The sequence below is a fragment of the Streptomyces sp. 2131.1 genome, assembly GCF_900105515.1.
Classification (GTDB): domain Bacteria; phylum Actinomycetota; class Actinomycetes; order Streptomycetales; family Streptomycetaceae; genus Streptomyces; species Streptomyces drozdowiczii.
The window spans coordinates 2,319,088-2,344,429 of sequence record NZ_FNSY01000001.1 but is presented as its reverse complement, the minus strand read 5'-3'; the positions used below and the strand labels follow the sequence as shown (position 1 = coordinate 2,344,429).

At 73.2% G+C, this 25,342-nt stretch carries 17 protein-coding genes; 11 read left to right on the top strand and 6 right to left on the bottom strand.

The window, feature by feature from the left end; genetic code table 11:
• Positions 1 to 10 precede the first annotated feature (10 nt).
• Positions 11 to 1,612, bottom strand: a complete 1,602-nt coding sequence (locus BLW14_RS10295) for an alpha/beta hydrolase (RefSeq protein ID WP_093706454.1) — start codon at positions 1,610 to 1,612, stop codon at positions 11 to 13.
• A 104-nt stretch (positions 1,613 to 1,716) separates the two neighbouring features.
• On the bottom strand, positions 1,717 to 4,434 hold the full coding sequence (locus tag BLW14_RS10290) for a lysylphosphatidylglycerol synthase domain-containing protein (RefSeq protein WP_093706452.1): 2,718 nt from the start codon (positions 4,432 to 4,434) through the stop codon (positions 1,717 to 1,719).
• A gap of 221 nt (positions 4,435 to 4,655) precedes the next feature.
• Here BLW14_RS10290 and BLW14_RS10285 point away from each other — a divergent pair, with 221 nt between their 5' ends.
• Together BLW14_RS10285 and BLW14_RS10280 are read left to right on the top strand one after the other, a co-directional pair.
• Positions 4,656 to 5,045, top strand: coding sequence for an MGMT family protein (locus BLW14_RS10285; RefSeq protein WP_093706450.1), 390 nt, complete (start codon positions 4,656 to 4,658; stop codon positions 5,043 to 5,045).
• Between the two features lie 240 nt (positions 5,046 to 5,285).
• Positions 5,286 to 8,738 carry an ATP-dependent helicase gene (locus BLW14_RS10280; RefSeq protein WP_093706448.1) on the top strand — a complete coding sequence of 1,151 codons (3,453 nt, stop codon included), beginning with the start codon at positions 5,286 to 5,288 and terminating at the stop codon, positions 8,736 to 8,738.
• Here BLW14_RS10280 and BLW14_RS10275 read toward each other — a convergent pair whose 3' ends face one another.
• On the bottom strand, positions 8,739 to 9,656 hold the full coding sequence (locus BLW14_RS10275; protein WP_093706446.1) for an SAM-dependent methyltransferase: 918 nt from the start codon (positions 9,654 to 9,656) through the stop codon (positions 8,739 to 8,741).
• A 305-nt stretch (positions 9,657 to 9,961) separates the two neighbouring features.
• Between BLW14_RS10275 and BLW14_RS10270 the strand changes: the two genes are divergently transcribed.
• Genes BLW14_RS10270 through nudC form a run of 3 tightly spaced genes read left to right on the top strand, consistent with a single transcriptional unit; the run spans position 9,962 to position 15,613 of the window.
• Positions 9,962 to 13,216, top strand: coding sequence for an ATP-dependent DNA helicase (locus BLW14_RS10270; RefSeq protein ID WP_093706444.1), 3,255 nt, complete (start codon positions 9,962 to 9,964; stop codon positions 13,214 to 13,216).
• A 10-nt stretch (positions 13,217 to 13,226) separates the two neighbouring features.
• The gene (locus BLW14_RS10265) at positions 13,227 to 14,621 is read left to right on the top strand and encodes a dipeptidase (RefSeq protein ID WP_093706442.1); all 1,395 of its coding nucleotides are present in this window, start codon (positions 13,227 to 13,229) and stop codon (positions 14,619 to 14,621) included.
• A gap of 44 nt (positions 14,622 to 14,665) precedes the next feature.
• A complete protein-coding gene (gene nudC / locus BLW14_RS10260) occupies positions 14,666 to 15,613 on the top strand; it encodes an NAD(+) diphosphatase (RefSeq protein WP_018520851.1) in 948 nt (315 codons plus the stop codon).
• Between the two features lie 75 nt (positions 15,614 to 15,688).
• Here the strand turns inward: nudC and BLW14_RS10255 are convergent, their stop codons facing one another.
• Entirely contained in the window at positions 15,689 to 15,946 is a 258-nt protein-coding gene (locus BLW14_RS10255) for a glutaredoxin domain-containing protein (protein ID WP_018520850.1), read from the bottom strand.
• A 317-nt stretch (positions 15,947 to 16,263) separates the two neighbouring features.
• On the opposite strand from BLW14_RS10255, the gene BLW14_RS10250 reads away from it, so the two are divergent.
• The 4 genes from BLW14_RS10250 to BLW14_RS10235 all read left to right on the top strand — a co-directional run bounded on the left by BLW14_RS10250 (position 16,264) and on the right by BLW14_RS10235 (position 19,902).
• Positions 16,264 to 18,495: an ATP-dependent DNA helicase UvrD2 gene (locus BLW14_RS10250; protein ID WP_093706441.1), complete on the top strand. Its 2,232-nt coding sequence runs from the start codon at positions 16,264 to 16,266 to the stop codon at positions 18,493 to 18,495.
• A gap of 164 nt (positions 18,496 to 18,659) precedes the next feature.
• Positions 18,660 to 18,998 carry a hypothetical protein gene (locus BLW14_RS10245; RefSeq protein ID WP_093706439.1) on the top strand — a complete coding sequence of 113 codons (339 nt, stop codon included), beginning with the start codon at positions 18,660 to 18,662 and terminating at the stop codon, positions 18,996 to 18,998.
• A 173-nt stretch (positions 18,999 to 19,171) separates the two neighbouring features.
• A complete protein-coding gene (locus BLW14_RS10240; protein ID WP_093706437.1) occupies positions 19,172 to 19,540 on the top strand; it encodes a WhiB family transcriptional regulator in 369 nt (122 codons plus the stop codon).
• A 32-nt stretch (positions 19,541 to 19,572) separates the two neighbouring features.
• Positions 19,573 to 19,902 (top strand): hypothetical protein, encoded by a 330-nt coding sequence (locus BLW14_RS10235; protein WP_093710691.1) that lies wholly within the window; start codon positions 19,573 to 19,575, stop codon positions 19,900 to 19,902.
• A 182-nt stretch (positions 19,903 to 20,084) separates the two neighbouring features.
• On the opposite strand, the gene BLW14_RS10230 is transcribed toward BLW14_RS10235, so the two are convergent.
• Together BLW14_RS10230 and BLW14_RS10225 are read right to left on the bottom strand one after the other, a co-directional pair.
• Positions 20,085 to 21,578 carry an ABC1 kinase family protein gene (locus BLW14_RS10230; protein ID WP_093706435.1) on the bottom strand — a complete coding sequence of 498 codons (1,494 nt, stop codon included), beginning with the start codon at positions 21,576 to 21,578 and terminating at the stop codon, positions 20,085 to 20,087.
• Between the two features lie 41 nt (positions 21,579 to 21,619).
• Positions 21,620 to 22,768, bottom strand: a complete 1,149-nt coding sequence (locus BLW14_RS10225; protein ID WP_143052001.1) for a ThiF family adenylyltransferase — start codon at positions 22,766 to 22,768, stop codon at positions 21,620 to 21,622.
• 236 nt (positions 22,769 to 23,004) lie between these two features.
• Between BLW14_RS10225 and BLW14_RS10220 the strand changes: the two genes are divergently transcribed.
• Entirely contained in the window at positions 23,005 to 23,583 is a 579-nt protein-coding gene (locus BLW14_RS10220; RefSeq protein WP_371128118.1) for a M48 metallopeptidase family protein, read from the top strand.
• Between the two features lie 131 nt (positions 23,584 to 23,714).
• Complete coding sequence (locus BLW14_RS10215; protein WP_093706429.1) at positions 23,715 to 25,337, top strand: TerD family protein; 1,623 nt, start codon at positions 23,715 to 23,717, stop codon at positions 25,335 to 25,337.
• Positions 25,338 to 25,342: the final 5 nt, after the last annotated feature.

Sequence of the window (25,342 nt, the reverse complement as noted above, 5' to 3'; positions counted from 1 at the left end):
CCGCGGACGTTCAGCCGCAGACCGTGCCGGAATCCGGGACCTTGCCGTCGAGCAGGTAGCCGCCGACCGCCTTCTGTACGCAGGCGTCGCCGCTGTTGTACGCGCCGTGTCCCTGGCCCTTGTACGTCATCTGCACGCCGACGCCCTCGCCCAGTTCCTCGGCCATCGCCTCGGCGCCCTCGTACGGGGTCGCCGGATCGCCGGTGTTGCCGATGACGAGGATGGGGGCGGAGCCGGGGGCGCTGACGTCGGGGGTCTTCCAGGTGCCCTTGACCGGCCAGTCGGTGCAGCCCATCAGGCCCCAGCCGAGGTAGTTCCCGAAGACGGGCGAGGCGTCACGGAATGCGGGGAGTTTCGCCTTGGTCTGGTCCACGGTGAACCGCTCGCGCGAGTCGGCGCAGCTGATCGCCGTGTAGGCGGCGGCCGAGTTGTCGTAGCGGCCGTCGTCGGAGCGGCCGTTGAGGGAGTCGGCGAGTGCCAGGAGCAGGGCGCCGTTCCCGCCGTCGGCCTCGTCCACACCCTGTTCCAGCAGCGGCCAGGTCTCCTTGGAGTAGAGGGCCGCCGCGATGCCGGTGGTGGCCTGGGTCTCCGTCAGCTTCCGGGCGCCGATGCCCTGGACGGGTTTCTTCTCCAGCCGGTCCAGCAGCCCGGAGATGCCCTGCTCGATCTCCTTCGCGTCGGACCCGGGCAGCTTGCAGGCGTCGCCCCGGTCCGCGCAGGCCTTGGCGAAGTTGTCCAGGGCGAGCTGGAAGCCCTTGGCTTGGCCGAGCGAGGACTCCTCGGCGTTCTGGGTCGGGTCGACGACCGCGTCCAGGACCGACCGGCCCACGGTCTTGGGGAACAGATGCGCGTAGACGCCGCCCAGCTCGGTGCCGTACGAGATGCCGAAGTAGTACAGCTTCTCGTCGCCGAGTACCTGGCGCATCAGGTCCATGTCGCGGGCGGCGTTGGTGGTACCGACGAAGGGAAGCTGCTTGCCGGACCGCTTCTCGCAGGCGGCGGCGAACCTCTTGGTGTCCTGGACGAACGCCTTCTGCTCCGCCGCGTCGTCCGGGGTGCCGTCCTCCTGGTAGCGCGCGTCCAGCTGCTTGTCGGTCTCGCACTCGACGCCGTCGCTGTTCCCCACTCCGCGCGGGTCGAAGCTCACCAGGTCGTAGCGGGTGCGCAGCTTGTCGTACTCGCTGCCGAAGGCGGGCAGGGTGGCGACGCCCGAGCCGCCGGGGCCGCCGAAGTTGAAGATCAGCGATCCGATCCGCTTCTTCGCGTTGATGGCCCTGGCACGGATCAGCGCCAGCTCGATGGTGTCGCCGTCGGGCTTCGCGTAGTCGAGGGGGGCCTTCATGGAGGCGCACTCCCAGTCCGCCCCGCCCGGCAGCGGCGACGGCGGTTTGCCGCCCCCCTGCGCCTGGGAAGGGGCGGGGCACTTCTTCCACGTCAGCTTCTGGGAGGCGAGGCCGGACGGGGTGCCGGTGGCGGCGTTCGCCGCGCGCGGCGCGTTCGTCGGGCGGTCGGCCGCGTCCTTGTCACCGCCGTCCGCGCAGCCGGCGAGCGGGAACAGCACGGTCACGGTGGCGGCGAGGGCCGCGGCGCGCAGGGCAGGGGAGGTCCTCATCGCTCCATGCTGCGGTGGCGCGGGGGCGGGTGCACGGGGTGCCGGTCCAAGTGGGTGGCCGGTGCAGCCAAAGCCCCTCGCGGGCGACCGTGGGGCTCAGTGGCTCAGAGCTCGCCCTTGCGCGTGAGGTGGTTGAAGCACAGCCAGCCGGGAAGGACCGGCAGCCACAGGGTCATCAGCCGGAACAGCAGCACCGCCGGGGCGGCGACCTCCTTCGGCAGCCCGACCGCGATCAGACCCAGCGTCAGCGCACCCTCGACCGCGCCCATTCCGCCCGGGGTCGGCGCGGCCGAGCCGAGCGCGTTGCCGGCGAGGAAGACGACCGCGATGCTCGCGTAGCTGAGGTGCGGGGTGTCCGGTCCGCTGAACGCCCGCACCGACGCGTCCAGGCACATCACGAACAGGCCCGTCAGGAGCAGCATCCCGCCGATGCCGGTGAGCAGTTTCTGCGGCCGCTGCACCACATCGAGCATGCGGGGCACGACCCCGGCGAACAGCGACCGCACCCGGGTCACCACGAACTTCCGCAGGAACGGGATCGCGGTGACCACGAGCACCAGCACGGCCACCGTCAGCAGCCCGGCGATCACGGTCCTGGACGGGGTGAGCGAGGACGGGGTCTTCTCGGTGCCGGTCAGATAGCCGAAGGCGCCCAGCAGCAGGATGTGGCAGCCCAGACCGAACAGCTGCGAGGCGCCCACACTGGCCACCGCGAGCCCGGGCCGGACCCCGGAACGCTGGAGGAACCGGGTGTTCAGCGCGACCCCGCCGACCGCCGCGGGCGCCACGATCTTCACGAACGACCCGGCGACCTGGGCGAGGACCGTCTTGCCGAACGACACCCGCTCGGGCACGAAGCCCAGCAGGCTCATCGCGGCGGCCACGTAACTGAGGGCCGAGAAGCCGAGCGCGGCGGCCACCCAGCCCCACTCCGCCTGCTCCACGACCGCCCCGAAGTCGGCCTCGGTGACCTGCGAGATCAGGAAGTACGCGGCGATGGCACCGGCGATGAAGCTGAACAGGGTGCGCGGCTTGATGCGTTCCAGGCGGACCGGTTCGACCGGGGCCTGCGGACGGATCAGCAGGACCTCCCGGCGGATCTGGGAGAGCAGGTCCTCCTCGCGCGCCTCTTCGAGCGCGTCGTCCATGGCCCGCTTCTCGGCCTGCTTCTCGGTGCGCAGCGACTTGCGGGCGCTCTTGCGGTCCTCCTTGGACAGCTCGGCGTCCTCGGCCCTGGCGCGCTTGGCCGCGTCGGACGCCTCCAGGACGGCCTCGCGCTCGCGCTGCGACCGTTCCCGGGCGAGCCGGCGCAGGTGCGCCCGGGTGGAGCGGCTGAGCGCGATCGGCTGGAGCAGCGGCAGGCAGTCGGCGACCGCGTCCGGGCCGAGCACGGCGAGCGCGGCGGCCACGGCCCGCTCGGGTCCCACCCGTAGACCGGTCGTGGTGAGCAGCTGCGCGACGTCCATCCGCAGCACCAGGTCACCGGCCGCGATCTCACCGCCGCGCAGATCGGTGATGAACACCTTGCCGAAACGATCCACCAGGATGGCGTCGCCCGTGAGCCTGCGGTGCGCGATCCGGCGCGACTGGAGCGCCTTCACCTGCTCCCAGGCACCGCGCACCACGTCGTCGGTGATCTCGGCGTCCTCCAGGGCGTCCAGGGACCGGCCGCCGATGTGCTCGTAGACCAGCATCACGGCGTCCGGGCCCAGCTCGGAGGTGGCGATGAGCTTGGGCGCGTTGGCACCGGCGGCGATGGCCGCGTACGCGAGCAGCGCCTCCTGCTCCAGGGCCTGGCGCAGCGACTGGATGGACCGCCGCTGGGTGATGCCGCGCAGGGTGAGCCGTCGCCACACCCGGTAGAAGAAGCCCTGGGCCTGCTGCTCGCGGTCGACGACGGTCACGTCGAGCGGTGGCCCGTCCTCCAGGGACACCAGATAGCGGCGCCCCCGGTCGCTCTGGTCGCCGGCGTCGGGCGCCTCCTCGGCACGCATCGCGGTGACCGGCCGGAAGCCGACGTGCCGCAGGCCGGCCATCAGGTGCTGGCCGGTCGGGCGGACGTTCGGCGAGCCGACCGCGTACAGCGTGCCGTACGCCACCGTCCAGCCGATGAGCACCGTCAGCACGATGGAGAACGGGGTCGTGTAGCCGCCGACCAGCATCGCGAAGGCGTCCAGCAGCAACACCATCCACAGCACGACCCGCCAGCGCGGCCGTCTCGCCATGCCGACGGCGGTCATGTACGCGATCACAGGGGCGAGGTAGCCGTGTACGGGGTCGGTGACCGCGTCACCTGGCTGCGGCTGGGTCAGCGCGTCCCGCAACGTTCCGGAGGCGGCCTTGGCGACCCAGAGGTCCGTGGCGAGCGTCACGCCGTGCGCCAGGACCGCGGCCAGCACCCCGTCCGCGATGCGCAGCCCGTCGCGTTTGATCAGCCGCTCGATGGCGAAGGCGACCGGGACGAGCAGCACGGCGATGCTGGAGACCAGCCCGGCCAGCTTGATCAGCAGGTCGGGAGCCTGGCCCGTGCCCTTGTTGATGTCCTGTTCGAGGCCGGTGGTCGTGCCGTGGGCGAAGGCGGCGACGGAGAACAGCACGACGACCGCCAGCACCCCGATGAGCAGGCGCATCAGGTCGGAGGGGCGGTGCACACGGGCGGGCAGCAGGGGTTCGTCCCCGGAGACGCGCTCGGTCAGCGCCTCGTCGGAGGTGGCGAGCGTCGAACCTGCCGGGTACTCCGCGTCCGTCTCCGGCCGCCGCCGGTCACTGTCCGGACGCGGCTCGGCATCGGAGGCGTCGTCGGCCGCCTTCGGTGGCTGCACGCCCTGCTCCTTCGTCGCCTCTGATTGGTCTTCGTGTTCTCGTATCACCGGTCACCGCCCGCATGATGGTGGCACGGCCGACGGGCGCAAGGGGGCATCAGGGTGCGATGCGGGGGCGTGCGAAGCGCAAGATACGCAACTTTCCCGCCGCGCGCACGCTGCGTGTGCGCGCGGACACGGCCCGAAGGGGAGTGTCGGTGGGGTACGGCAGGATGGGGCGGATGAGCGAACACCCGACGGGCGACGCGCTGCCGGAGTACGCGGAGCGCGTGCTCGACGTCGCCGAACTGATCCCGCCCGGCCGCGTCATGACGTACGGCGATGTCGCGGAGTGGCTGGAGGAGGGCGGCCCGCGCCAGGTCGGCCGGGCCATGGCGCTGTACGGGAGCGCGGTGCCGTGGTGGCGCGTGGTGCGCTCCGACGGCAAGCTGCTGCCCGGCCACGAGCTGCGCGCCCTGGACCACTACCGCGCGGAGAGCACCCCGCTGCGCGAGGTCCCCGCGAGCGCGGAGGGCCACCTCCCGCGCCTGGACATGCGGCGCGCGCGGTGGGACGGGGTGACGGGCGGCCCGGCGGAGGCGGCCGGCGGCGGTGGGGGAGCTCACACCTGACAGCTTCGGCCATCGGACGGCGGATCGGGCGGAGCCGGGTCGGCGCGGGCGCCGACGGGCCGCGGGGGCCGGCCGGTCCGGGGGCGTCGCCGCATCGGCCGGGGCCCCGGAACCCGGAGAACGTGACGCGCTCCGCAGCCGTCCCGGCGCATTCCGGGGGCGTGCCGGAGTAGCGTCTTCAGTTCGCGGGCGACAGCGCGCCCTCACCACCCGTACACCCCTCAGGACCGGCGAACCCACGTGAGCACCTCCTCCACCACCAGTCCCCACCGTCACGCACGGCCGGGGACCACGGGCCCGTACCGGCTGGTGCGTACCCTGCCGGGTTCGGTGGAGCCCCCTCTCCTGGACGCGGCGCAGCGCGCGGTGGTTGATCACCCCGGCGGACCGCTCCTGGTCCTCGCCGGACCCGGTACGGGCAAGACCACCACGCTCGTCGAGGCCGTCGCCGCGCGCATCGCCAAGGGCACCGACCCGGCCCGCCTGCTGATCCTCACCTTCAGCCGCAAGGCCGCCGTCGAACTGCGCGACCGGATGGCCGCCCGGCTCGGCGCCGCCCGGGGACCGCAGGCCACCACCTTCCACTCCTTCTGTTACGCCCTCGTCCGCGCCCACCAGGACGCCGACCTCTTCGCGGACCCGCTGCGGCTGCTCTCCGGCCCCGAGCAGGACGTGACCGTCCGCGACCTGCTGGCCGGCCAGCTCGACCTGGAGAAGGAGGGGCGCCCGCACATCCGCTGGCCCGACGAGCTGCGCGCCTGCCTGACCACGCGCGGCTTCGCCGACGAGGTACGCGCGGTGCTCGCCCGCAGCCGTGAGCTGGGCCTCGGCCCCGACTCCCTCGCCGACTTCGCCCGGAGCACCGGCCGGCCCGACTGGGGCGCCGCCGCCCGCTTCCTCGCCGAGTACCTCGACGTGCTGGACGCCCAGGGCGTGCTCGACTACGCGGAGCTGGTGCACCGCGCGGTGCTGCTCGCGGAGCGCCCCGAGGTGTCGGCGCTGCTGGCCGAGAAGTACGACGCGGTCCTCGTCGACGAGTACCAGGACACCGACCCCGCCCAGGTGCGGCTGCTGCACGCGCTGGCCGGCAACCGGGGGAGCGCACCGGGAGGCGGCGGCGGACGCGACCTGATCGCCTTCGGTGACCCGGACCAGTCGATCTACGCGTTCCGGGGCGCCGATGTGAACGGCATCCTCGACTTCCCCGAGATGTTCCGGCGCGCGGACGGGGCCCCGGCCCCGGTCGGCGTCCTCACGACCTCGCGCCGTTCCGGCGACCGGCTGCTCGACGCCACCCGGCTGCTGACCCGGCGGATGCCGCTCACCCGGCTGCCGTCGGCGAAGGTCCGCGCCCACCGCGAACTGCGCGCGGTCCGCGAGGGCGGCAGCGTGGAGGCGTACACCTACCCGACCGCCTCCACGGAGCTGGACAACATCGCGGACCTGCTGCGCCGGGCGCACCTGGAGGACGGGGTGCCATGGTCCGAGATGGCGGTGCTCGTCCGGGCCGGCGGCCGCACGCTGCCCTCCCTGCGCCGGGCCCTGATCTCGGCGGGCGTCCCGCTGGAGGTGGACGGCGACGACCTGGCCCTGCGCCACGAGCCGGCGGTGGGCCCCCTCCTGACGGCGCTGCGCGCGGTGGCGGCGGCGGCGCTGGGGGGTGGGGCGGCTGAGGCTCCCGAAACCCCGGCGGCCCCCGAGGACGCCAAGGCTCCCGAGACCCCGGTGGCTCCCGAGGCCGCCAAAGCTCCCGAGACCCCGGCGGCTCCCGTGGACGCCAAGGCTCCCGTGGACGCCAAGGCTCCCGACGGCCCCGCGCCGTGGCTCGGTACCGAGACCGCGCTCACCCTGCTCTCCTCGCCCCTCGGCGCGATGGACGCCGCCGATCTGCGGCGCCTCGGCCGCGCACTGCGGGACGAGGAGCGCGCCGCGGGCAACCGCGTGCCCGCGCCCTCCGGCGAGCTGCTGGCCCGTGCGCTCGCCGAGCCGGAGCGGCTGGTGACGCACGACCCGTCGTACGCCCGGGGCGCCCAGCGTCTGGGCGCTCTGCTGCGTACCGCGCGCGAACTGCTGGAGGCCGGCGGCACCGCCGAGGAGGCTCTGTGGGCGCTGTGGTCCGGCACCCCGTGGCCGGACCGGCTGGAGCGCGCGGCCCTGCGCGGGGGCGCCGCCGGGCGCAACGCGGACCGCGACCTCGACGCGGTCTGCGCCCTGTTCGACACCGCCGCCCGTGCCGAGGAGCGCACCGGCGGCCGGGGTGCGCTGAACTTCCTGGAGGAGGTCGACGCCCAGGACATCGCGGCCGACACCCTCTCCCGGCGCGCGGTCCGCCCCGACGCCGTCCGGCTGATGACCGCTCACCGCTCCAAGGGCCTGGAGTGGCGGCTCGTCGTCGTCGCGGGCGTGCAGGAGGGGCTCTGGCCGGACCTGCGCCGCCGCGGCTCGCTGCTCGAAGCGGACCGGATCGGCCGCGACGGCCTCGCCGAACCCCTGACTCCCGGCGCCCTCCTCGCGGAGGAGCGGCGGCTGTTCTACGTGGCGGCGACCCGCGCCCGCGAGCGCCTGGTCGTCACCGCGGTCAAGGCCCCCGCCGACGACGGCGACCAGCCCTCGCGCTTCCTCGCCGAGCTGGGCGTCGAACCCCGGGACGTCACCGGGCGCCCGCGCCGCCCGCTGTCCGTCGCCGCGCTCGTCGCAGAGCTGCGCGCCACCACCGTGGACCCCGCCGCGTCGGACGCGCTGCGCGAGGAGGCCGCCCGGCGCCTGGCCCGGCTGGCGGCGCTCAGCGACGAGGACGACCGGCCGCTCGTGCCCGCCGCCCACCCGTACCGCTGGTGGGGCCTGTACGAGCCGACCCGCTCGGCGGTACCGCTGCGCGACCGGGACCAGCCCGTCACCCTCTCCGGCAGCGCGCTCGACCAGCTCGCCAACACCTGCGCGCTCCAGTGGTTCCTGGGCCGCGAGGTGAAGGCCGACGAGCCGGCGACCGCCGCCCAGGGCTTCGGCAACGTCGTCCACGTCCTGGCCGACGAGGTCGCCTCCGGCCGTACGCCCGCCGATCTGGCCGTCCTCATGGAACGCCTCGACTCGGTCTGGGACGGACTCGTCTTCGACGCCCCCTGGAAGTCGCACCAGGAGAAGGACCAGGCACGCGCAGCCCTCGAACGCTTCCTGCGCTGGCACGTCATGGACCGGGCCGGCCGCACACCCGTCGCCAGTGAGCACGACTTCGACGTGACGCTGGAGGCGGGAGAGTACGAGGTGCGTATCCGGGGCTCCATGGACCGCGTCGAGCGGGACGCCGAGGACCGGGCCTACGTCGTCGACTTCAAGACCGGCAAGCAGGCCCCGACGAAGGACGAGGTGCAGCACCACCCCCAGCTCGCCGTTTACCAGCTGGCGGTACGGGAAGGGGCGGTCGACGACGCCTTCGGCGGTACGCGGCCCGAGCCGGGCGGTGCCGAACTCGTACAGCTGCGCCAGGCCGCCCCCAAGAAGGAGGGCGGCGACGCCGCGCCCAAGGTCCAGGCGCAGGCGCCGCCGGACTCAGAGTGGGTCTCCGACCTGCTGGCGACCGCCGCGGGCCGCGTACTGGACGAACGGTTCACCCCCTCGACCGGCCAGCACTGCGGGCACTGCGCCTTCAAGGCGTCGTGCAGCGCGCAGCCGGAGGGGCGGCACGTCGTCGAGTGATCAGTGCTTGCGGGCCACCAGGCCGTAGACACTGACATCGGCGTCGGTGACGTCGTTGATGTCCTGGTAGCGCGTACGGTCCAGCTCGTCCAGGCCCGCCACGAACTCGGGGTCGGGGTCCTCGGCCTCCGGCAGGTCGACGACCCGCTCGGGACGCCAGCGGTGCACGGGGACGATGCCGGGGTCGAGCAGCTCCAGGCCGTTGTCGGTGACGAAGCGCTCCATCTGGGCGTACGACCGGCGCACCATGGCGAAGCCGCGGTCCTTGAAACCCTTCGTGATGCTGCCGACCTGCTCCTGGTTGAGGTCCGAGCCGACGTTGCTCAGGACGAGGACGCTGCCGGGGGCGAGCGCGTCCACGAGCCGCTTCACGACCGGGTAGGCCGTCTCGTCCTCGATGAAGTGGGTCACGGCCGCCAGGACCAGGGTGACCGGCCGGTCGAAGTCGAGGGTGCGGCGGGCGGCCTCCAGGATGCGGTCCGGGTCCCGCAGGTCCGCCTCGATGTAGTCGGTACGGCCCTCGGGACCGCTGGTGAGCAGGGCCTGAGCGTGCACCAGGACCACCGGGTCGTTGTCGACGTAGACCACGCGGGACTCGGCCGCGATGCCCTGCGCGATCTGGTGCACATTCGCCTGTGTCGGCAGCCCGGTGCCGATGTCCAGGAACTGCCGGATGCCGTCGTGCGCCGCGAGGGTCACCGCGCGCCGCATGAAGTCCCGGTTGTGCCGCACGGTGAGGTAGCCGCGCGGATTGGCGGCCAGCGCCATGGCCGCGGCCTCGCGGTCGGCCGGGTAGTTGTCCTTGCCGCCGAGGAAGACGTCGTAGACCCGAGCGGGGTGCGCCTTCGTCGTGTCGATGCGCTTACGGAGCTCGGCGGTGGTGTCCAGGTCGGCGGGACCGGGAGCGTCGGCGTTCACAGGAGCGTCCTCGTCGGGATGGGCGGTGCGCGCGGGCCGGCGTGCGCCGGTGCCGTGTAGGACGGCGTGCCGCGCGATGCGTGCAGAAAGGCGTCGGATGTGAGCGGCGGCGGTCCTGAACGATCATTGACAACCTAGACCGCTCGTTGCACCGGCGGGAGGCACTTCTCGGCCTCTCCGGGCGGTGGCCCGCGCTGCCGGCGGGCGCCCGGCACGCCGGGTGCGCATGGCTTTGCAGGCTGCCGAGGGTGCCCGGCTTCGTCCGGCTTCGCGGGTTGTCGGTGGCGCCGGTTAGCCTCTGTGGAGTGTCCCCGCGCCTCACCGATCCCGAGCAGCTCAAGGAGCTCCTCGGCATTCCCTTCACCCCGGAGCAGACGGCCTGCATCACCGCGCCGCCCGCCCCTCAGGTGATCGTGGCCGGAGCCGGGTCGGGGAAGACCACGGTGATGGCCGCCCGCGTGGTGTGGCTGGTCGGCACCGGTCAGGTCGCCCCCGAGCAGGTCCTCGGGCTCACCTTCACCAACAAGGCGGCCGGTGAGCTGGCGGAGCGCGTACGCAAGGCACTCGTCGCCGCCGGAGTCACCGACCCGGACGTGATCGACCCGGACAACCCCCCGGGCGAGCCCAGCATTTCCACGTACCACGCCTTCGCGGGGCGGCTGCTGACCGAGCACGGACTGCGCATCGGGCTCGAGCCGGGCATCCGCCTCCTCGCCGACGCCACCCGCTACCAGCTCGCGGCCCGCGTGCTGCGCGAGGCCCCCGGCCCCTACCCCGCCCTGACCAGGTCCTTCCCCACCCTCGTCAGCGATCTGCTCGCCCTCGACGCCGAGCTGGCCGAGCACCTCGTACGCCCCGAACAGCTCGACGCGTACGACACCGAACTGCTCCGCACGCTGGAGACCGCCAAGCTCAGCAACGCCGAACTGCGCAAGATCCCCGAGACCGCCGAGGCCCGCCGCGAACTGCTCGCGCTGACCCGGCGCTACCGCGAGGCCAAGCGGAGCCGCGACCTCCTCGACTTCGGCGACCAGATCGCCCTCTCCGCCGAGCTGGCCCTCACCCGCCCCGAGGTCGGCGCGATACTGCGCGACGAGTACCGGGTCGTCCTGCTCGACGAATACCAGGACACCTCCGTCGCCCAGCGCCTCCTGCTCTCCGCTCTCTTCGGCAGCACCCCCGGCACCGGCGAGCCGACCGGGCACGCCGTCACCGCCGTCGGCGACCCCTGCCAGGCCATCTACGGCTGGCGCGGCGCCTCCGTCGCCAACCTCGACGACTTCCCGCACCACTTCCCGCACGCCGACGGCACCCCCGCCACCCGCTACGCGCTGAGCGAGAACCGCCGCAGCGGCGGCCGCCTCCTCCACCTCGCCAACGGGCTCGCGGCCCCCCTGCGCGCCATGCACGAGGGCGTCGAGGCGCTGCGCCCCGCCCCCGGCGCCGAGCGCGACGGCCTCGTCCGCTGCGCCCTGCTGCCCACCCATGCCGAGGAGACCGCCTGGCTCGCGGACTCGATCGCCCACCTCGTGCGCACCGGCAAGGCGCCCGGTGAGATCGCCGTCCTGTGCCGCACCGCCGGCGACTTCCCGGAGATCCAGGCCGCCCTGGTCGCCCGCGACATCCCGGTCGAGGTCGTCGGCCTCGCCGGGCTGCTCCACCTCCCCGAGGTCGCCGACCTCGTCGCCGTCTGCGAGGTCCTCCAGGACCCCGGGGCCAACGCCGCCCTGGTCCGCCTGCTCACCGGCCCCCGCTGGCGGATCGGCCCCCGCGACCTGGCCCTCCTCGGCCGCCGCGCCCGCCTCCTCGTCCACCGCGCCACCCACAGCGACGAGGACCACGACCCCGACCGCAGGCTCGCCGAGGCCGTCGAAGGGATCGACCCGGCCGAGGTGATCTCCCTCGCCGACGCCCTGGACACCTTCCTGGACGCGGGCGGCGAGGAGGACGACCGGCTTCCGTTCTCCACCGAGGCCCGGATCCGCTTCGCCCGCCTCGCCGCCGAACTGCGCGACCTGCGCCGCTCGCTCGCCGACCCCCTGATGGACGTCCTGCACCGCGTCCTCGCCACCACCGGCCTGGAGGTCGAGCTCTCCGCGTCCCCGCAGGCCCTGGCCGCCCGACGCCGCGAGACCCTCGGCAACTTCCTCGACATCGCCGCCCGCTTCGCCGCCGTCGACGGCGAGGCCACGCTGCTCGCCTTCCTCGGCTTCCTGCGCACCGCCGCCCAGTACGAGAAGGGCCTGGACAACGCGCTGCCCGGCGGCGAGAACACCGTCAAGGTCCTCACCGCCCACAAGTCCAAGGGCCTTGAGTGGGACGTCGTCGCCGTGCCCGGCCTCGTCGGCGGCCAGTTCCCCAGCGGCCAGTCCCGGGACGCCTGGACCTCCCAGGCCAAGGTCCTCCCGCACGCCCTGCGCGGCGACACGGCCACCCTTCCCGCCCTCCACAGCTACGACGCCAAGGGCCTGAAGGGCTTCAAGGAGGAGATGAAGGAGCACCAGCACACGGAGGAGCTGCGCCTCGGCTACGTCACCTTCACACGCCCCCGCTCGCTGCTCCTCGGCTCCGGCCACTGGTGGGGCCCCACCCAGAAGAAGCCCCGCGGCCCGTCCGCCTTCCTGCACGCGCTGTACGAGCACTGCGCCGCCGGGTACGGCGAGATCGAGGCGTGGGCGGACGAGCCCCCCGGGACCGACGAGAACCCGGCCCTGGCCGACGCCTCCGCCGACCACGCCTGGCCGCTCCCGCTGGACCCCGGCGCGCTGGCCCGCCGCAGGGCCGCCGCGGACACGGTCATGGAGCTGCTGGCCCGGCCCGAGCCCCCGGAGGTCCCCGCCCCCCGCACCCCGGCCCGCCTCACCCCCGAGGAGACGCGCACCCTCGCCTCCTGGGACCGGGACCTGGAGGCGCTGGCCGGGGAGCTGCGCCGGGCCCGCGCCACCGTGCGCGACGTCCTCGTCCCCGCCTCGCTCTCCGCGACCCAGCTGCTGCGCCTCGCCGACGACCCGGACGCCTTCGCCCGGGAGCTGGCCCGGCCCATGCCCCGCCCGCCGCAGCCGGCCGCCCGCCGGGGCACCCGCTTCCACGCCTGGGTGGAGTCCCGGTTCGAGGAGCTGCCGCTGCCCATGCTCGGCCCCGACGAGCTGCCCGGCGGCGACGAGAGCGACGCCGACATCGCCGACGAGCGCGACCTCGCCGAGCTGAAGGAGGCATTCGAGCGGACCCCGTACGCCCGCCGCACCCCGTACCGCGTGGAGACGCCGTTCCAGATCACGCTGGCGGGCCGGGTGATCCGGGGCCGTATCGACGCCGTCTACCGCACGGGGGACACGTACGAGATCGTCGACTGGAAGACCAGCCGCACCCACACCGCCGACCCGCTCCAGCTCGCCGTCTACCGGCTGGCCTGGGCCGAACTGCACGGGCTGCCGCTGAGCGACGTCACCGCCACCTTCCTCTTCGTCCGCAGCGGCGAGGCCGTGCGCCCGGCCTCCCTGCCGGGCCGTCCGGAGCTGGAGCGCATCCTCCTGGACGAGCCACTTCCGTCGGACGGATAAGCTGAAGGTCATGAGCGACACCCCGGACAGCGCCGTCCGTACGTACACCGAGCAGCACCGCACGGCCTTCCTCGACGACCTCGCCGAGTGGCTGCGCATCCCCTCCGTATCCGCCCAGCCGGAGCACGAGGGGGACGTACGGCGCAGCGCCGAGTGGCTGTCGGCCAAGCTGAAGGAGACCGGCTTCCCGGTCGCCGAGATCTGGGAGACGGGCGGGGCGCCCGCCGTCTTCGCCGAGTGGCCCTCCGACGACCCGGCGGCTCCCGCGGTCCTCGTGTACGGACACCACGACGTGCAGCCCGCCGCCCGCGAGGACGGCTGGAGCACCGAGCCCTTCGAGCCGGTGATCCGCGACGGCCGGATGTACGGACGCGGCGCGGCCGACGACAAGGGGCAGGTGTTCTTCCACACCCTCGGCGTCCGGGCCCACCTCGCCGCCACCGGCCGCACCGCCCCCGCCGTCCACCTGAAGCTGATCGTCGAGGGCGAGGAGGAGTCGGGCTCCCCGCACTTCCGCGACCTGGTCGAGCGGTACGCCGACCGGCTCGCCGCCGACGCGGTGATCGTCTCCGACACCGGCATGTGGAACGAGACCACGCCGACCGTCTGCACCGGGATGCGCGGCCTCGCCGAGTGCGAGATCGAGCTGCACGGACCGGGCCAGGACATCCACTCGGGCTCGTTCGGCGGCGCCGTACCCAACCCGGCCACCGAGATCGCCCGCCTGGTCGCCGCACTCCACGACGCGGACGGACGGATCGCCGTCCCCGGCTTCTACGACGGCGTGGCCGAACTCACCGACACCGAACGCGCCCTCTTCGCCGAGCTGCCGTTCGACGAGGCCGAATGGCTGCGCACCGCCAGGTCCCGGGCCGCCTCCGGCGAGGCGGGGTACTCCACGCTGGAGCGGATCTGGGCCCGCCCGACCGCCGAGGTCAACGGCATCGGCGGCGGCTACCAGGGCGCCGGCAGCAAGACGATCATCCCCTCGTCCGCCCGCGCCAAGATCAGCTTCCGGCTGGTGGCCGGCCAGGACCCCGACCACATCCAGCAGGTCGTACGGGCCTGGGCCGAGGCCCGTATCCCGGCCGGAATCAGCCACCGGATCACCTTCCTCCCCGCCACCCGGCCCTGTCTGACGCCCCTGGACCACCCGGCGCTCCAGGCCGTGGTCCGGGCCATGGGCCGGGCCTTCGGCACGAAGGTCCTCTTCACCCGGGAAGGGGGTTCGGGACCCGCCGCCGACCTCCAGGACGTGCTCGGCGCCCCCGTCCTCTTCCTCGGCATCTCCGTACCGTCCGACGGCTGGCACGCCCCCGACGAGAAGGTCGAGCTGGACCTGCTGTTCAAGGGCGTCGAGACCGCCGCCCATCTCTGGAGCGACCTGGCGGCCGCCCTCCGCTGAACTCTCTGAACGCCCGATCCATCCCGGGGGAGTAGGAAGCACCTGTGAGCACCTTCGACAACGCCACCGCAGACCGGCCCATCGGTCTGACCGCGCCGAGCGGCATCGACCGCGCGGCACACCACCGCCTCGACGAGGCATGGCTGTCCGCCGCGTGGAGCCACCCGACGACCCGGGTCTTCGTGGTCTCCGGGGGCCAGGTGCTGATCGACGACACCGACGACGGCACCGAACTCGTGATGACGCCCGCATTCGAGGCCCCCGTCACCGAGACCCACCGCTACTTCCTCGGCACGGACGCGGACGGCGTCAGCTACTTCGCGCTCCAGAAGGACTCGCTGCCGGGCCGCATGGACCAGTCCGCCCGCCCGGCGGGGCTGCGCGAGGCGGGCCTGCTGCTCGGCCCCCGCGACGCCGGCCTGATGGTGCACGCGGTGGCCCTGGAGAACTGGCAGCGGCTGCACCGCTTCTGCTCCCGCTGCGGCGAGCGCACGGTCATCGCGGCGGCCGGCCACATCCGCCGCTGCCCGGCCTGCGGCGCCGAGCACTACCCGCGCACCGACCCGGCGGTCATCATGCTCGTCACCGACGACCGGGACCGGGCCCTGCTCGGCCGCCAGGTCCACTGGCCCGAGGGACGCTTCTCCACGCTCGCCGGATTCGTCGAGCCGGGCGAGTCGATCGAGCAGTCCGTGGCCCGCGAGGTCTTCGAGGAGGCCGGTATCACGGTCGGCGAGGTCGAGTACGTCGCCAGCCAGCCCTGGCCGTTCCCGTCCAGCCTGATGCTGGGCTTCATGGCCCGCGCCACGACGTTCGACATCAACGTGGACGGCGAGGAGATCGAGGAGGCGCGCTGGTTCTCCCGCGAGGAGCTGACCGCCGCGTTCGAGTCGGGCGAGATCCTGCCCCCGTTCGGTATCTCGATCGCCTCCCGCCTGATCGAGCTCTGGTACGGCAAGCCCCTCCCGAAGCCGGTCCGCGCGGGCATCTGACCGGCCCCGGACACGACCCCGCCCCCACCGGTGAGCTGACCGGAGGGGGCGGGGAGTGCCGGAAATCCTGGGCGATCAGACCCCGAGGGCCTGCTTCACCTGGGCGAGGCTCGGGTTCGTCATGACGACGTCCTCGCCGCCGCCGGCGGGGACCACCAGCACGGTCGGGACCGTCTGGTTTCCGCCATTGGCCTTCTCGACGAAGGCCGCCGACTCCGGGTCCTGCTCGATGTTGATTTCGCTGTAGGCGATGCCCTCGCGGTCCATCTGCCCCTTCAGCCGACGGCAGTAGCCGCACCACGTGGTGCTGTACATCGTCACAGTGCCCGGCATGTTTTCGCGCTCCTCTGTCTTCTCATCGGTCCCGGCAGTTCCGTCACGCCCGTCAGGCCCCTGCGTCACGTCTCGTGTGTCACACGGGGGCGGGGCGTGCGGTGCCGCACGTCAGGTGAACGTACGGGGCCCGGCCGCCATTCCCGGCGCCGGGGGCCTTACGGGGACGGGCCTCGCGGGCCCGATCCGGCGTCCCCGGCGCGGCGGTCCGGCGCCCCCGGCGTGGTGGTTTGGCGCCCTCGGCATTAGTACGACGGATACGTCACCCCTGTGGACAACCGCCGCACCCGCCTCGTACGACCTGGCAGCATGGCGGGGTGACCTCAGCAACGCACTCCACCCTCTTCCCCCGGGTCCCGGACACCGCGGACGCCGTCCTCGACGGGCTCGACCCCGAGCAGCGCGAGGTCGCGACGGCCCTGCGGGGACCGGTGTGCGTGCTGGCCGGAGCCGGTACGGGCAAGACGCGCGCCATCACGCACCGCATCGCCTACGGGGTGCGCGCGGGCATACTCCAGCCGTCGAGCGTCCTGGCCGTCACGTTCACCAACCGGGCGGCCGGCGAGATGCGCGGCCGGCTGCGCCAGCTGGGCGCCGGCGGAGTGCAGGCGCGGACCTTCCACTCCGCGGCGCTGCGCCAGCTCCAGTACTTCTGGCCGAAAGCAGTCGGTGGCGACCTGCCCCGGCTCCTGGAGCGCAAGGTCCAGCTGGTCGCCGAGGCGGCGGCCCGCTGCGGCCTGCGTCTCGACCGCAACGAACTGCGCGACGTCACGAGCGAGATCGAGTGGGCCAAGGTCACCCAGACCGTCCCCGCCGACTACCCGGCCGTGGTCGCCAAGGCCCAGCGGGACGCCCCGCGCGACCCGGCGGAGGTCGCCAAGGTCTACGAGACCTACGAGGAGCTGAAGCGCGAGCGCACGGTGATCGACTTCGAGGACGTGCTGCTCCTGACCGTCGGCATCCTCCAGGACCGGCACGACATCGCCGACCACGTCCGCCGCCAGTACCAGCACTTCGTGGTCGACGAGTACCAGGACGTGAGCCCGCTCCAGCAGCGGCTCCTCGACCTCTGGCTCGGCGACCGGGACAGCCTCTGCGTCGTCGGCGACGCCGGCCAGACGATCTACTCCTTCACCGGCGCGACCCCCGACCACCTGCTCAACTTCCGCACCCGTCACCCGGCGGCCACCGTCGTCAAGCTCGTCCGCGACTACCGCTCCACCCCGCAGGTGGTCCACCTGGCCAACGGGCTGCTCGCCCAGGCAACCGGCCGGGCGGCCGAGCACCGCCTCGACCTGGTCTCGCAGCGCGAGGGCGGCCCCGAGCCCGCCTTCGTCGAGTATGCGGACGAGCCCGGCGAGGCCGAGGGCACCGCCCGCCGCATCCGCGACCTGATCGCCGCGGGTGTCCCGGCCGGCGAGATCGCGGTGCTCTACCGGATCAACGCCCAGTCCGAGATCTACGAACAGGCTCTCGCGGACGCGGGCGTGCCCTACCAGCTCCGGGGCGCCGAGCGGTTCTTCGAGCGCGCGGAGGTGCGCGAGGCGGGCGTCGCCCTGCGCGGCGCGGCCCGGGCGGGCGGCAACGACCCGCTCCTGGACCACGCGGAGGGGCTTCCCGCCGAGGTGCGGGCGGTGCTCTCCACGAAGGGCTGGCGCAGCGAGCCGCCGGCCGGCTCCGGCGCGGTGCGCGACCGCTGGGAGTCCCTGGCCGCCCTGGTGCGGCTCGCGGAGGACTTCGAGCGGGCCAGGCCGGGGGCGACCCTCTCCGACCTGGTCGCCGAGCTGGACGAGCGGGCCGCCGCCCAGCACGCCCCCACGGTCCAGGGCGTCACCCTGGCGTCGCTGCACTCGGCGAAGGGCCTGGAGTGGGACGCGGTGTTCCTGGTCGGGCTGACCGAGGGCATGATGCCGATCACCTACGCCAAGACGGACGAGCAGATCGAGGAGGAGCGCCGGCTGCTGTACGTCGGCGTCACCCGGGCCCGTCTCCACCTCGCTCTGTCGTGGTCGCTGTCCCGGTCGCCCGGCAGCCGGCCCGGGCGCCGGCCGACCCGCTTCCTGAACGGCCTCCGCCCCGGCTCCACGGCCCCCGGCGGCCGGGGCGCGGCGGGCGGCGCGGGAGGTGCGGGCGTCTGGAGCGGTGGCGGCGGTGCGGGAGGCGCCGGCGGCGACGGGCGGCCGGTGGCCCGTCGCAAGCCCCGGGGGCCCGCCCGGTGCCGGGTCTGCGGGAAGACGCTGACGGACGCCGGCGAGATGAAGCTGATGCGCTGCGACGACTGCCCGTCCGACATGGACGAGGCGCTGTACGAGCGGCTCCACGACTGGCGGGCGGTCCGCGCCCGGGAGATCGGCCAGCCCGCCTACTGCGTCTTCACCGACCGGACGCTGATGGCCATCGCGGAGGCGGTGCCCTCCACCGAGGGGGAACTGGCCGGGATCGCAGGGGTCGGCGCGCGGAAGCTGGGCCGCTTCGGCGCCGCCGTTCTGGACATCTGCGCAGGTGGGGACGGGCGTGAGGTCGAGGTGGCGGCCACCGACGAGGTGTGAGAAAAACTCGTCGAAAAAATAGTTTGCGCCCGCCCCAGTCATCACCATAGGTTCTTAACCACGGAAACAGCGGCTTCTCTGAAGCCCTGGCTCCGTGCTGTACTTATCCGAATACGCAGGACCGGCCCGCCGGTCCCCCGAGACGCCGAGAGGAGGCGATTGAAGTGATCAGCATCATCGAGACCAACAAAATGACCGATCTCTCGGTCGTCTCCGCCTGCTCGCTCGGCCTTCTCGCCCGCTCCCCGAAGTCCTCCCTGCGCGCCACCGGTGTGTCCGGCGTCTCCGCCGTCATTCCGATGTCCCTGGCCGGCCTTCCCGTGCGGGAGCGCAATGAGCGACCGACCCAGGCACCGGTGGCAGCAGTAGCGAAGGGACAGGCCCAGGCCTATGCCTTTGCGGCCGTCGGTGCGGGAGCGGAAGCCGGCGTCACCGAGCAGACGAAGCACCACCACACGATGTGGGCCTTCCGTGGGCCTGAACCCTGGAGTGATCCAGCCTGATCCAGCATCAGGCCGGCGCCTTCAGGGCCGCGGAACCCCACTCGGGATCCGCGGCCCTTTTGTTTTGTCCCAACGGACGAGACAGCACGAAGGAGCCTCGGGACAAGCAGGACCTGGTACCAGCCGCCCCCCGGCCAACAGGCCGGAAACGACCAGACGAGGACACCACCACCGTGCAACTCGAAGCGCACGCCCCGTCCGTACCGCCTTCCGACACGATCTCCCCGCCCGGCTCCACGGAGGACTCCACCTTGACCCCCCTCACCGCGCTCACCGCGCTCGACGACGCCATCGAGAACCTCGGCGTACCCGTCCCCTGCCGCGCCTACGACCCGGAGGTCTTCTTCGCCGAGTCCCCGGCCGACGTCGAGTACGCCAAGTCCCTCTGCCGCACCTGCCCGCTCGTCGAGGCATGTCTCGCCGGTGCCAAGGAGCGCCGCGAGCCCTGGGGCGTCTGGGGTGGCGAGCTCTTCATCCAGGGCGTCGTCGTCGCCCGGAAGCGGCCCCGTGGCCGTCCGCGCAAGAACCCGGTCGCGGCGTGACCGCCGACCTGGGGGTCCCGGCCCCCAAGCCCATGAAGCGCATCGGAACCATCGACCGTCCCCTGACCCACGACCCCCGAAACCAGGCACCAATGACCATCCCCACCCCCACGGCCGAGCCCGCCGGCTCCGCGACCCCGGACGTCACCATCATCGGCGCGAACGACTCGCGTCAGAACAGGACCCGCGAAATGCAACTCATCCCAGAAGCCCTGGCCCGTGCGCATATGCACGACCGCCTGCACGAGGCCGAAGCGGAACGTCAGGCCGTGCGCCTGGTCTCCGCCCGGCGGATGCAGCGCCGTGCCGAGCGCGCCTCCATGCGCGCCCGCCGCGCGCTGGCCATGGCCGTCATGCACTGAGCCGCCGGCCGGCCCACGGAAGCCACCGCCCGGGCGCAGCCGCTCTCTGCGCCCGGCGGGCCGCGCCTCCCCGGTGTCACCCACACAGCAGTACCCCGCCCCCGGGGCCGATCCGTCCGACGGACCGGCCCCGGGGGCCTTTTGGGTCCGGGGCCGCCCCCGGGGGCCGGTCCGGGGCCGGGCTAGCCGGCGTCCACCGTCTCGGCGGACCTCGGCGCCGGTGGTACGTGGTCCGGGTCCGCGTGGTCCGGGTCCACGTCTTCCACCGGGTCCACGCCCTCCACCGGGTCCCGGCCCTCCGTCTCCATGTCCTCCGGCGGCAGGAACCCCGGGAGCCATGATTCGAGCTCGTCGCGGAGCCGGACCGTGGCGCCCAGCTGGCACAGCACTCCGATCGTGCTGAGGGTCACCCGGTGTATCAGCAGATAGGAGGGCGGCAGGTTCAACTGCTTGCCCAACTGGTGGGCGGGGGAGCGCGGGTCGGCTATCCGGGCGGCCTGCCGGCGCAGCCAGCTCCGGCTGAACGTGAACTCCTCCACCGCGGCCGGCTCGATGATGGGCAGCAGGTAGTCCAGCACCGCGTCCGGCTCCAGGTCGATCGAGTCCTTGACGAACCCCTCCGCCCGCAGCATCTCGTAGACCCCGTCGGCGTCACCCCCGAGCGTCAGCCGCAACGCGTCCCCGATGGGCTGCGGCAGCCCGCCCGGCAGCCGGTCCACCGTCCCGAAGTCGAGGACGCCGAGACGCCACCGGGCCGCCTCCACACCCTCGTCGCCCTCCTCGCCGGACGCCTCCGCCTCCGGGGGCAGCAGCCGGAAGTTGCCCGGGTGCGGGTCGGCGTGCAGCAGCCCCGTGCGCGCCGGGCCCGAGAAGAGGAACCGGGCGAGGAGCTGGCCGGCCCGGTCGCGCTGCTCGGCCGTGCCGCCGGCGATCACGTCGGCCAGCGGGACACCGTCGATCCACTCGGTGACCAGCACTTGCGCCGACTGGTGGACCACCCCGGGGACCACGACATCGGGATCGTCCGCGAACTCCTCGGCGTGCTCCTGCTGGGACCGCGCTTCCTGCTCGTAGTCCAGCTCCTCCGACACCCGGTCGCGCAGCTCCGTGATGAGCGGCTTGATGTCCATGCCCGGGATCAGCGGACCCAGCAGCCGGGCGAACCGGCTGAGCTGGGTCAGGTCCGAGAGCAGGGCCTCGCCCGCGCCCGGGTACTGCACCTTCACGGCCACGTCCCGGCCGTCGTGCCACACCGCCCGGTGCACCTGGCCGATCGACGCGGCGGCCGACGGCGTGTCGTCGAACGTCAGGAACAACTCCCGCCAGTCCTCGCCGAGCCGCTCCGCCAGCACCGCGTGCACCGTGCCGCTCGGCATGGGCGGGGCGGCCTCCTGGAGCTTGGTGAGCGCCGCACGGTAGGGGCCCGCGACCTCCTCGGGCAGCGCGGACTCGAAGACGGACAGGGCCTGGCCGAGCTTCATCGCCCCGCCCTTCAGCTCCCCGAGGACCTTGAAGAGCTGATCAGCCGTGCGTTGTTGCACCTCACGTGCCACCAGCTCCGCCGACTTCCCGCCGATGCGCTTGCCCAGGCCCCAGGTGGCGCGGCCGGCGAACCCCAAAGGCAGCGCGGCCAGCTTGGCGGTACGGGTGACCGCCTTCCGGGGAAGATCAGACATATGCCCCTCCAATTCCCAGACTGCCGCGCTGCGTGCGGCGGTTACCCGGCCATTGTGTCGTGCGCCGCGCCGGCCCCGGAGGCGCGGACCCCCTCAGTGTGACCGGCGGCCCCACAGGAACAGTCGAGGTGGGCGCCGATCCGCTCCGACCTCCAGTCCAACAGCGGCAGCGCCGCCTCCCACCGGGCACCGGCGCTGGAAGGCAGCTCGCCGTCCAGGAAGGCCAGCGCGTGCGAGGCCGCGAGACCTGCCACCGCCGTGGCCAGGCCCAGGTCGCACGCCTGCACGGCACCGCGCCGGCCGGACTGCCACTGCGCCAGCATGCGCGGCCACTGCTGGTCCCGGTCCCGCCGGTTCAGGTGCACGCAGCCGGCGCACGCCGTCCCGCCGGGCAGGACCAGGGGCCCGACGAAGCCGGTGGCCTCCATCACGCCCGCATACAGATGAGGGGTGCCCGAGGAGATCCACGGCTCGGCGGTGCCCGGATCGGGGACGTACCCGGAGAAGCCGTCGCGCGGGGCGACCACGACCAGCGACAGACCCGGCTCCCGCCCTGCCTGACCACCGCCCGCCGCCCCCGGCGCGCGCGGTCCCGGCCCGGGGGCGGCGCGGCGGACCAGCTGCCGCGCCGCCATGTCCCTGCGCTCCCCGACGGCGGAGGCGGGGAGTCCGCCGGGCGCCACATCACCCGGCTCCGTACATCCGCCGTCCAGCACCTCGACCCGTCCCACTCCGGCTCCGGAGAGCACCGCCGCGACGGCCGCGCCGACCCGCCCGGCGCCCCGGACCTGCACCCGCATCGAGCGCCGGGCCGCGAGTCTGCGCAGCCCTCCGCCGGGCTCGGGATGCACCACGGAGAGCGACGCAAGGTCGGGGCGGTGGCGCTCCAGGGTGTCCGCCCGGTCGCGCAGGGCGTCGGCCTCCGGGCCGCCCGCCCGTACGTCGTCCACCAGCCCCGCGTCCAGCAGACGCATCACCAGCGCGTCCACATGACGCTCGCTCAGGTCCAGCGCCCTGGCCTCCTGGCGCAGCAGGGGCATACCTCTGGTGCCGTCGAGCAGTTCGAGGAAACAACCCGTCGCGATATCCATCGGACCGACCTTCACCGCATGCGCGGGTGTCACTCCGAATTGCACGGTGTCCCCACCCCGCCATGCGCGGCGCAGCGCTGGTTTCAACATTGGATGCACGGCTTCCCCCCGTCTGTGTGGCTGTGACTCCTGTGCGAGTTCCTTTGCCAGAATGCAGCGGTCCGGCGAGGCGCGCGGAAAGTTATCCACAGGCGTGGGTATTAGTCGTTCAAATGGTGCAAGGCGTGGGGCCGATCATGGAGAACCGTCCCAGGGGCGGGACTTCCCGTACGCACAGCGGGTAACGTCGTGGCGTGCCCGCCGACCAGTCGCCCGGCCTCGCCGGGGAGCCTGCCGTGCCCGGCGCCGGAGCCCGCCGGCGCGATGCGAACCCTGCCCGCCGCGCCCCGGCGACGAGCGCGGTCGAGGTCCGCAGGAGCGCCCGCCGCAGCAGAACGGTCTCCGCCTATCGCGAGGGCGACCGCACCATCGTGCTGATCCCCGCCCGGATGTCCGAGGCCGAGGAGCAGCGCTGGGTGAGCGTGATGCTCGACAAGCTCGCCGCTCAGGAGAGCAAGCGCGTCCTCGGCGACACCGAGCTGGCCGAGCGGGCGGAGCGCCTGTCCGCCCAGTACTTCGAGGGCCGGGCCAGGCCCGCCTCCGTGCGGTGGGTGACCAACCAGAACACCCGATGGGGCTCCTGCACCCCGGCCGAGGGCAGCATCCGGCTGTCGCACAGGCTGCAGGGCATGCCGGAATACGTCGTGGACTACGTGCTCGTCCATGAGCTGGCGCATCTCCTGGTGCCCGGGCACGGGCCGCGGTTCTGGCGCCTGCTGGACGCATACCCCCGTACCGAGCGGGCCCGCGGATATCTGGAGGGGGTGGTGGCGGCCGACCGGCTGCCGCACCTGCCTGCCGCGCGCGGCGAGTGACGCGTGGTGGCGCCGGGTGAGCGGAGTCCGGTGTTTCTGTACCGGGTCTGTACCGGCTTCGCCCGATGCCGGAGTTTGCGGATAGCCTGACGCGACGCATTCACCTTCCGGATGGGGGACGGTCGTTACGCATGGCCAGGGAATTCCAACGCGGCCACAAGGCCAAGATCAGCGATCTCACGCCGGGGACGGACCTGTACGTAGGTGTGCAGATCGCCGGCCCGGGGCTGAGCTTTGACATCAGCTGCTTCGGGCTCGATGCCAATGAGCAGCTCTCCGACGACCGGTATTTCATCTTTTTCAATCAGCCGAAATCCCCCGAGGAGTCGATTCAGCTCCTCGGTGCCCAGAGCGGTGACACCGAGTCGTTCCGTGTCACCCTGGACCGCGTTCCGGCGAACATCCACAAGCTCTCGTTCACCGCGACGGTCGACGGTGCCGGTCAGATGTCGCAGGTCGGGCCCGGGTACATCCGGATCGTGGCGGGCGGCGATGAAGTCGTCAGGTACGCGTTCAACGGCTCGGAGTTCAGCACCGAGCGCGCGGTCATGCTGGGTGACTTCTACCTCAAGGACGTCTGGCGCTTCGCCGCGGTGGGCCAGGGCTTCGACGGCGGTCTGGAGGCGCTGCTGAAGAACTTCGGCGGCGAGGTCGCCGAGGAGACGCCGGCCGCTGCGCCGCCGCAGGCAGCCGCCCCGTCGTTCGCTCCGCCCGCCCAGGCCGCCCCGGCCCCTTCGTTCGGTGCCCCGGCCGCGCCGCAGCCCGCGCCGTCCTTCGGGACCCCGCCGTCGGCTCCCGCCCCGGCGCCGACCCCGCAGCAGCAGATGCACGCCGCGCCGACGATCATCGCGCCGATGACCCCGCCCGGCGGCACTGTGCCCCCGCCGCCCGCACCGCCGGCCCCGTACGGGCAGCCCGCCCAGCCCCAGCAGCCGCAGTTCGGGCAGCAGCCACACCAGCCGCAGTTCGGGCAGGTCCCCGGCCAGGCTCCCGCGCCCTACGGACAGCAGCCGCCGTCCCCGTACGGTCAGCAGCCCCCGGGCATGCCGCCGGGCGGACAGGGCATGCCCGGTGGTGTGCCCCAGGCCGCCGGTGCAGGGCTGCAGGCCGCACTCCAGCCGTACAAGGAGACCGCGACCGGTCAGCGCTGGACCCCGCAGAACCAGCAGCTCATGCGCGTCGACCTCACCATGGGCGGCACGGGCGTCCTGGCCCGGCAGGGCAGCATGGTGATGTACCAGGGCAAGGTCGACTTCAGCTACAAGGGCGCCGGTTTCGCAGGCCGCATGGTGGGCAACGCCACCGGCCAGGAAATGCAGCTGATGCGCTGTACGGGCCGCGGGCAGGTCTTCCTCGCCGAGGAAGGCTCCCATCTGCACGCGATCGAACTCCAGGGCGACGGCATCTGCGTCTCCGCGGAGAACGTGCTCGCCTTCGACGAGAGCCTCCAGTACGAGGTCCGCCGGATCGAGGGCCACGGCATCCCCGGCGGCGCCCTGTTCACGATGCAGTTCCAGGGCACCGGCACCGTCGTCGTCAAGACCCACGGAACCCCCGTGGTCCTGCCGGTCACCCCGACCACCTTCGCCGACTGCAACGCAGTCGTGGCCTGGTCGTCCGCGTCGCAGGTGATCGTCTCCAGCCAGGTCCGGCTGCGCCGCAACGCCTACCCCGGACACAGCGGCGAGACCGTGAACCTCCAGTTCCGGGGCGCACCCGGCAACTTCATCGTCGTCCAGCCCTACGAGGTCTGAGGGAG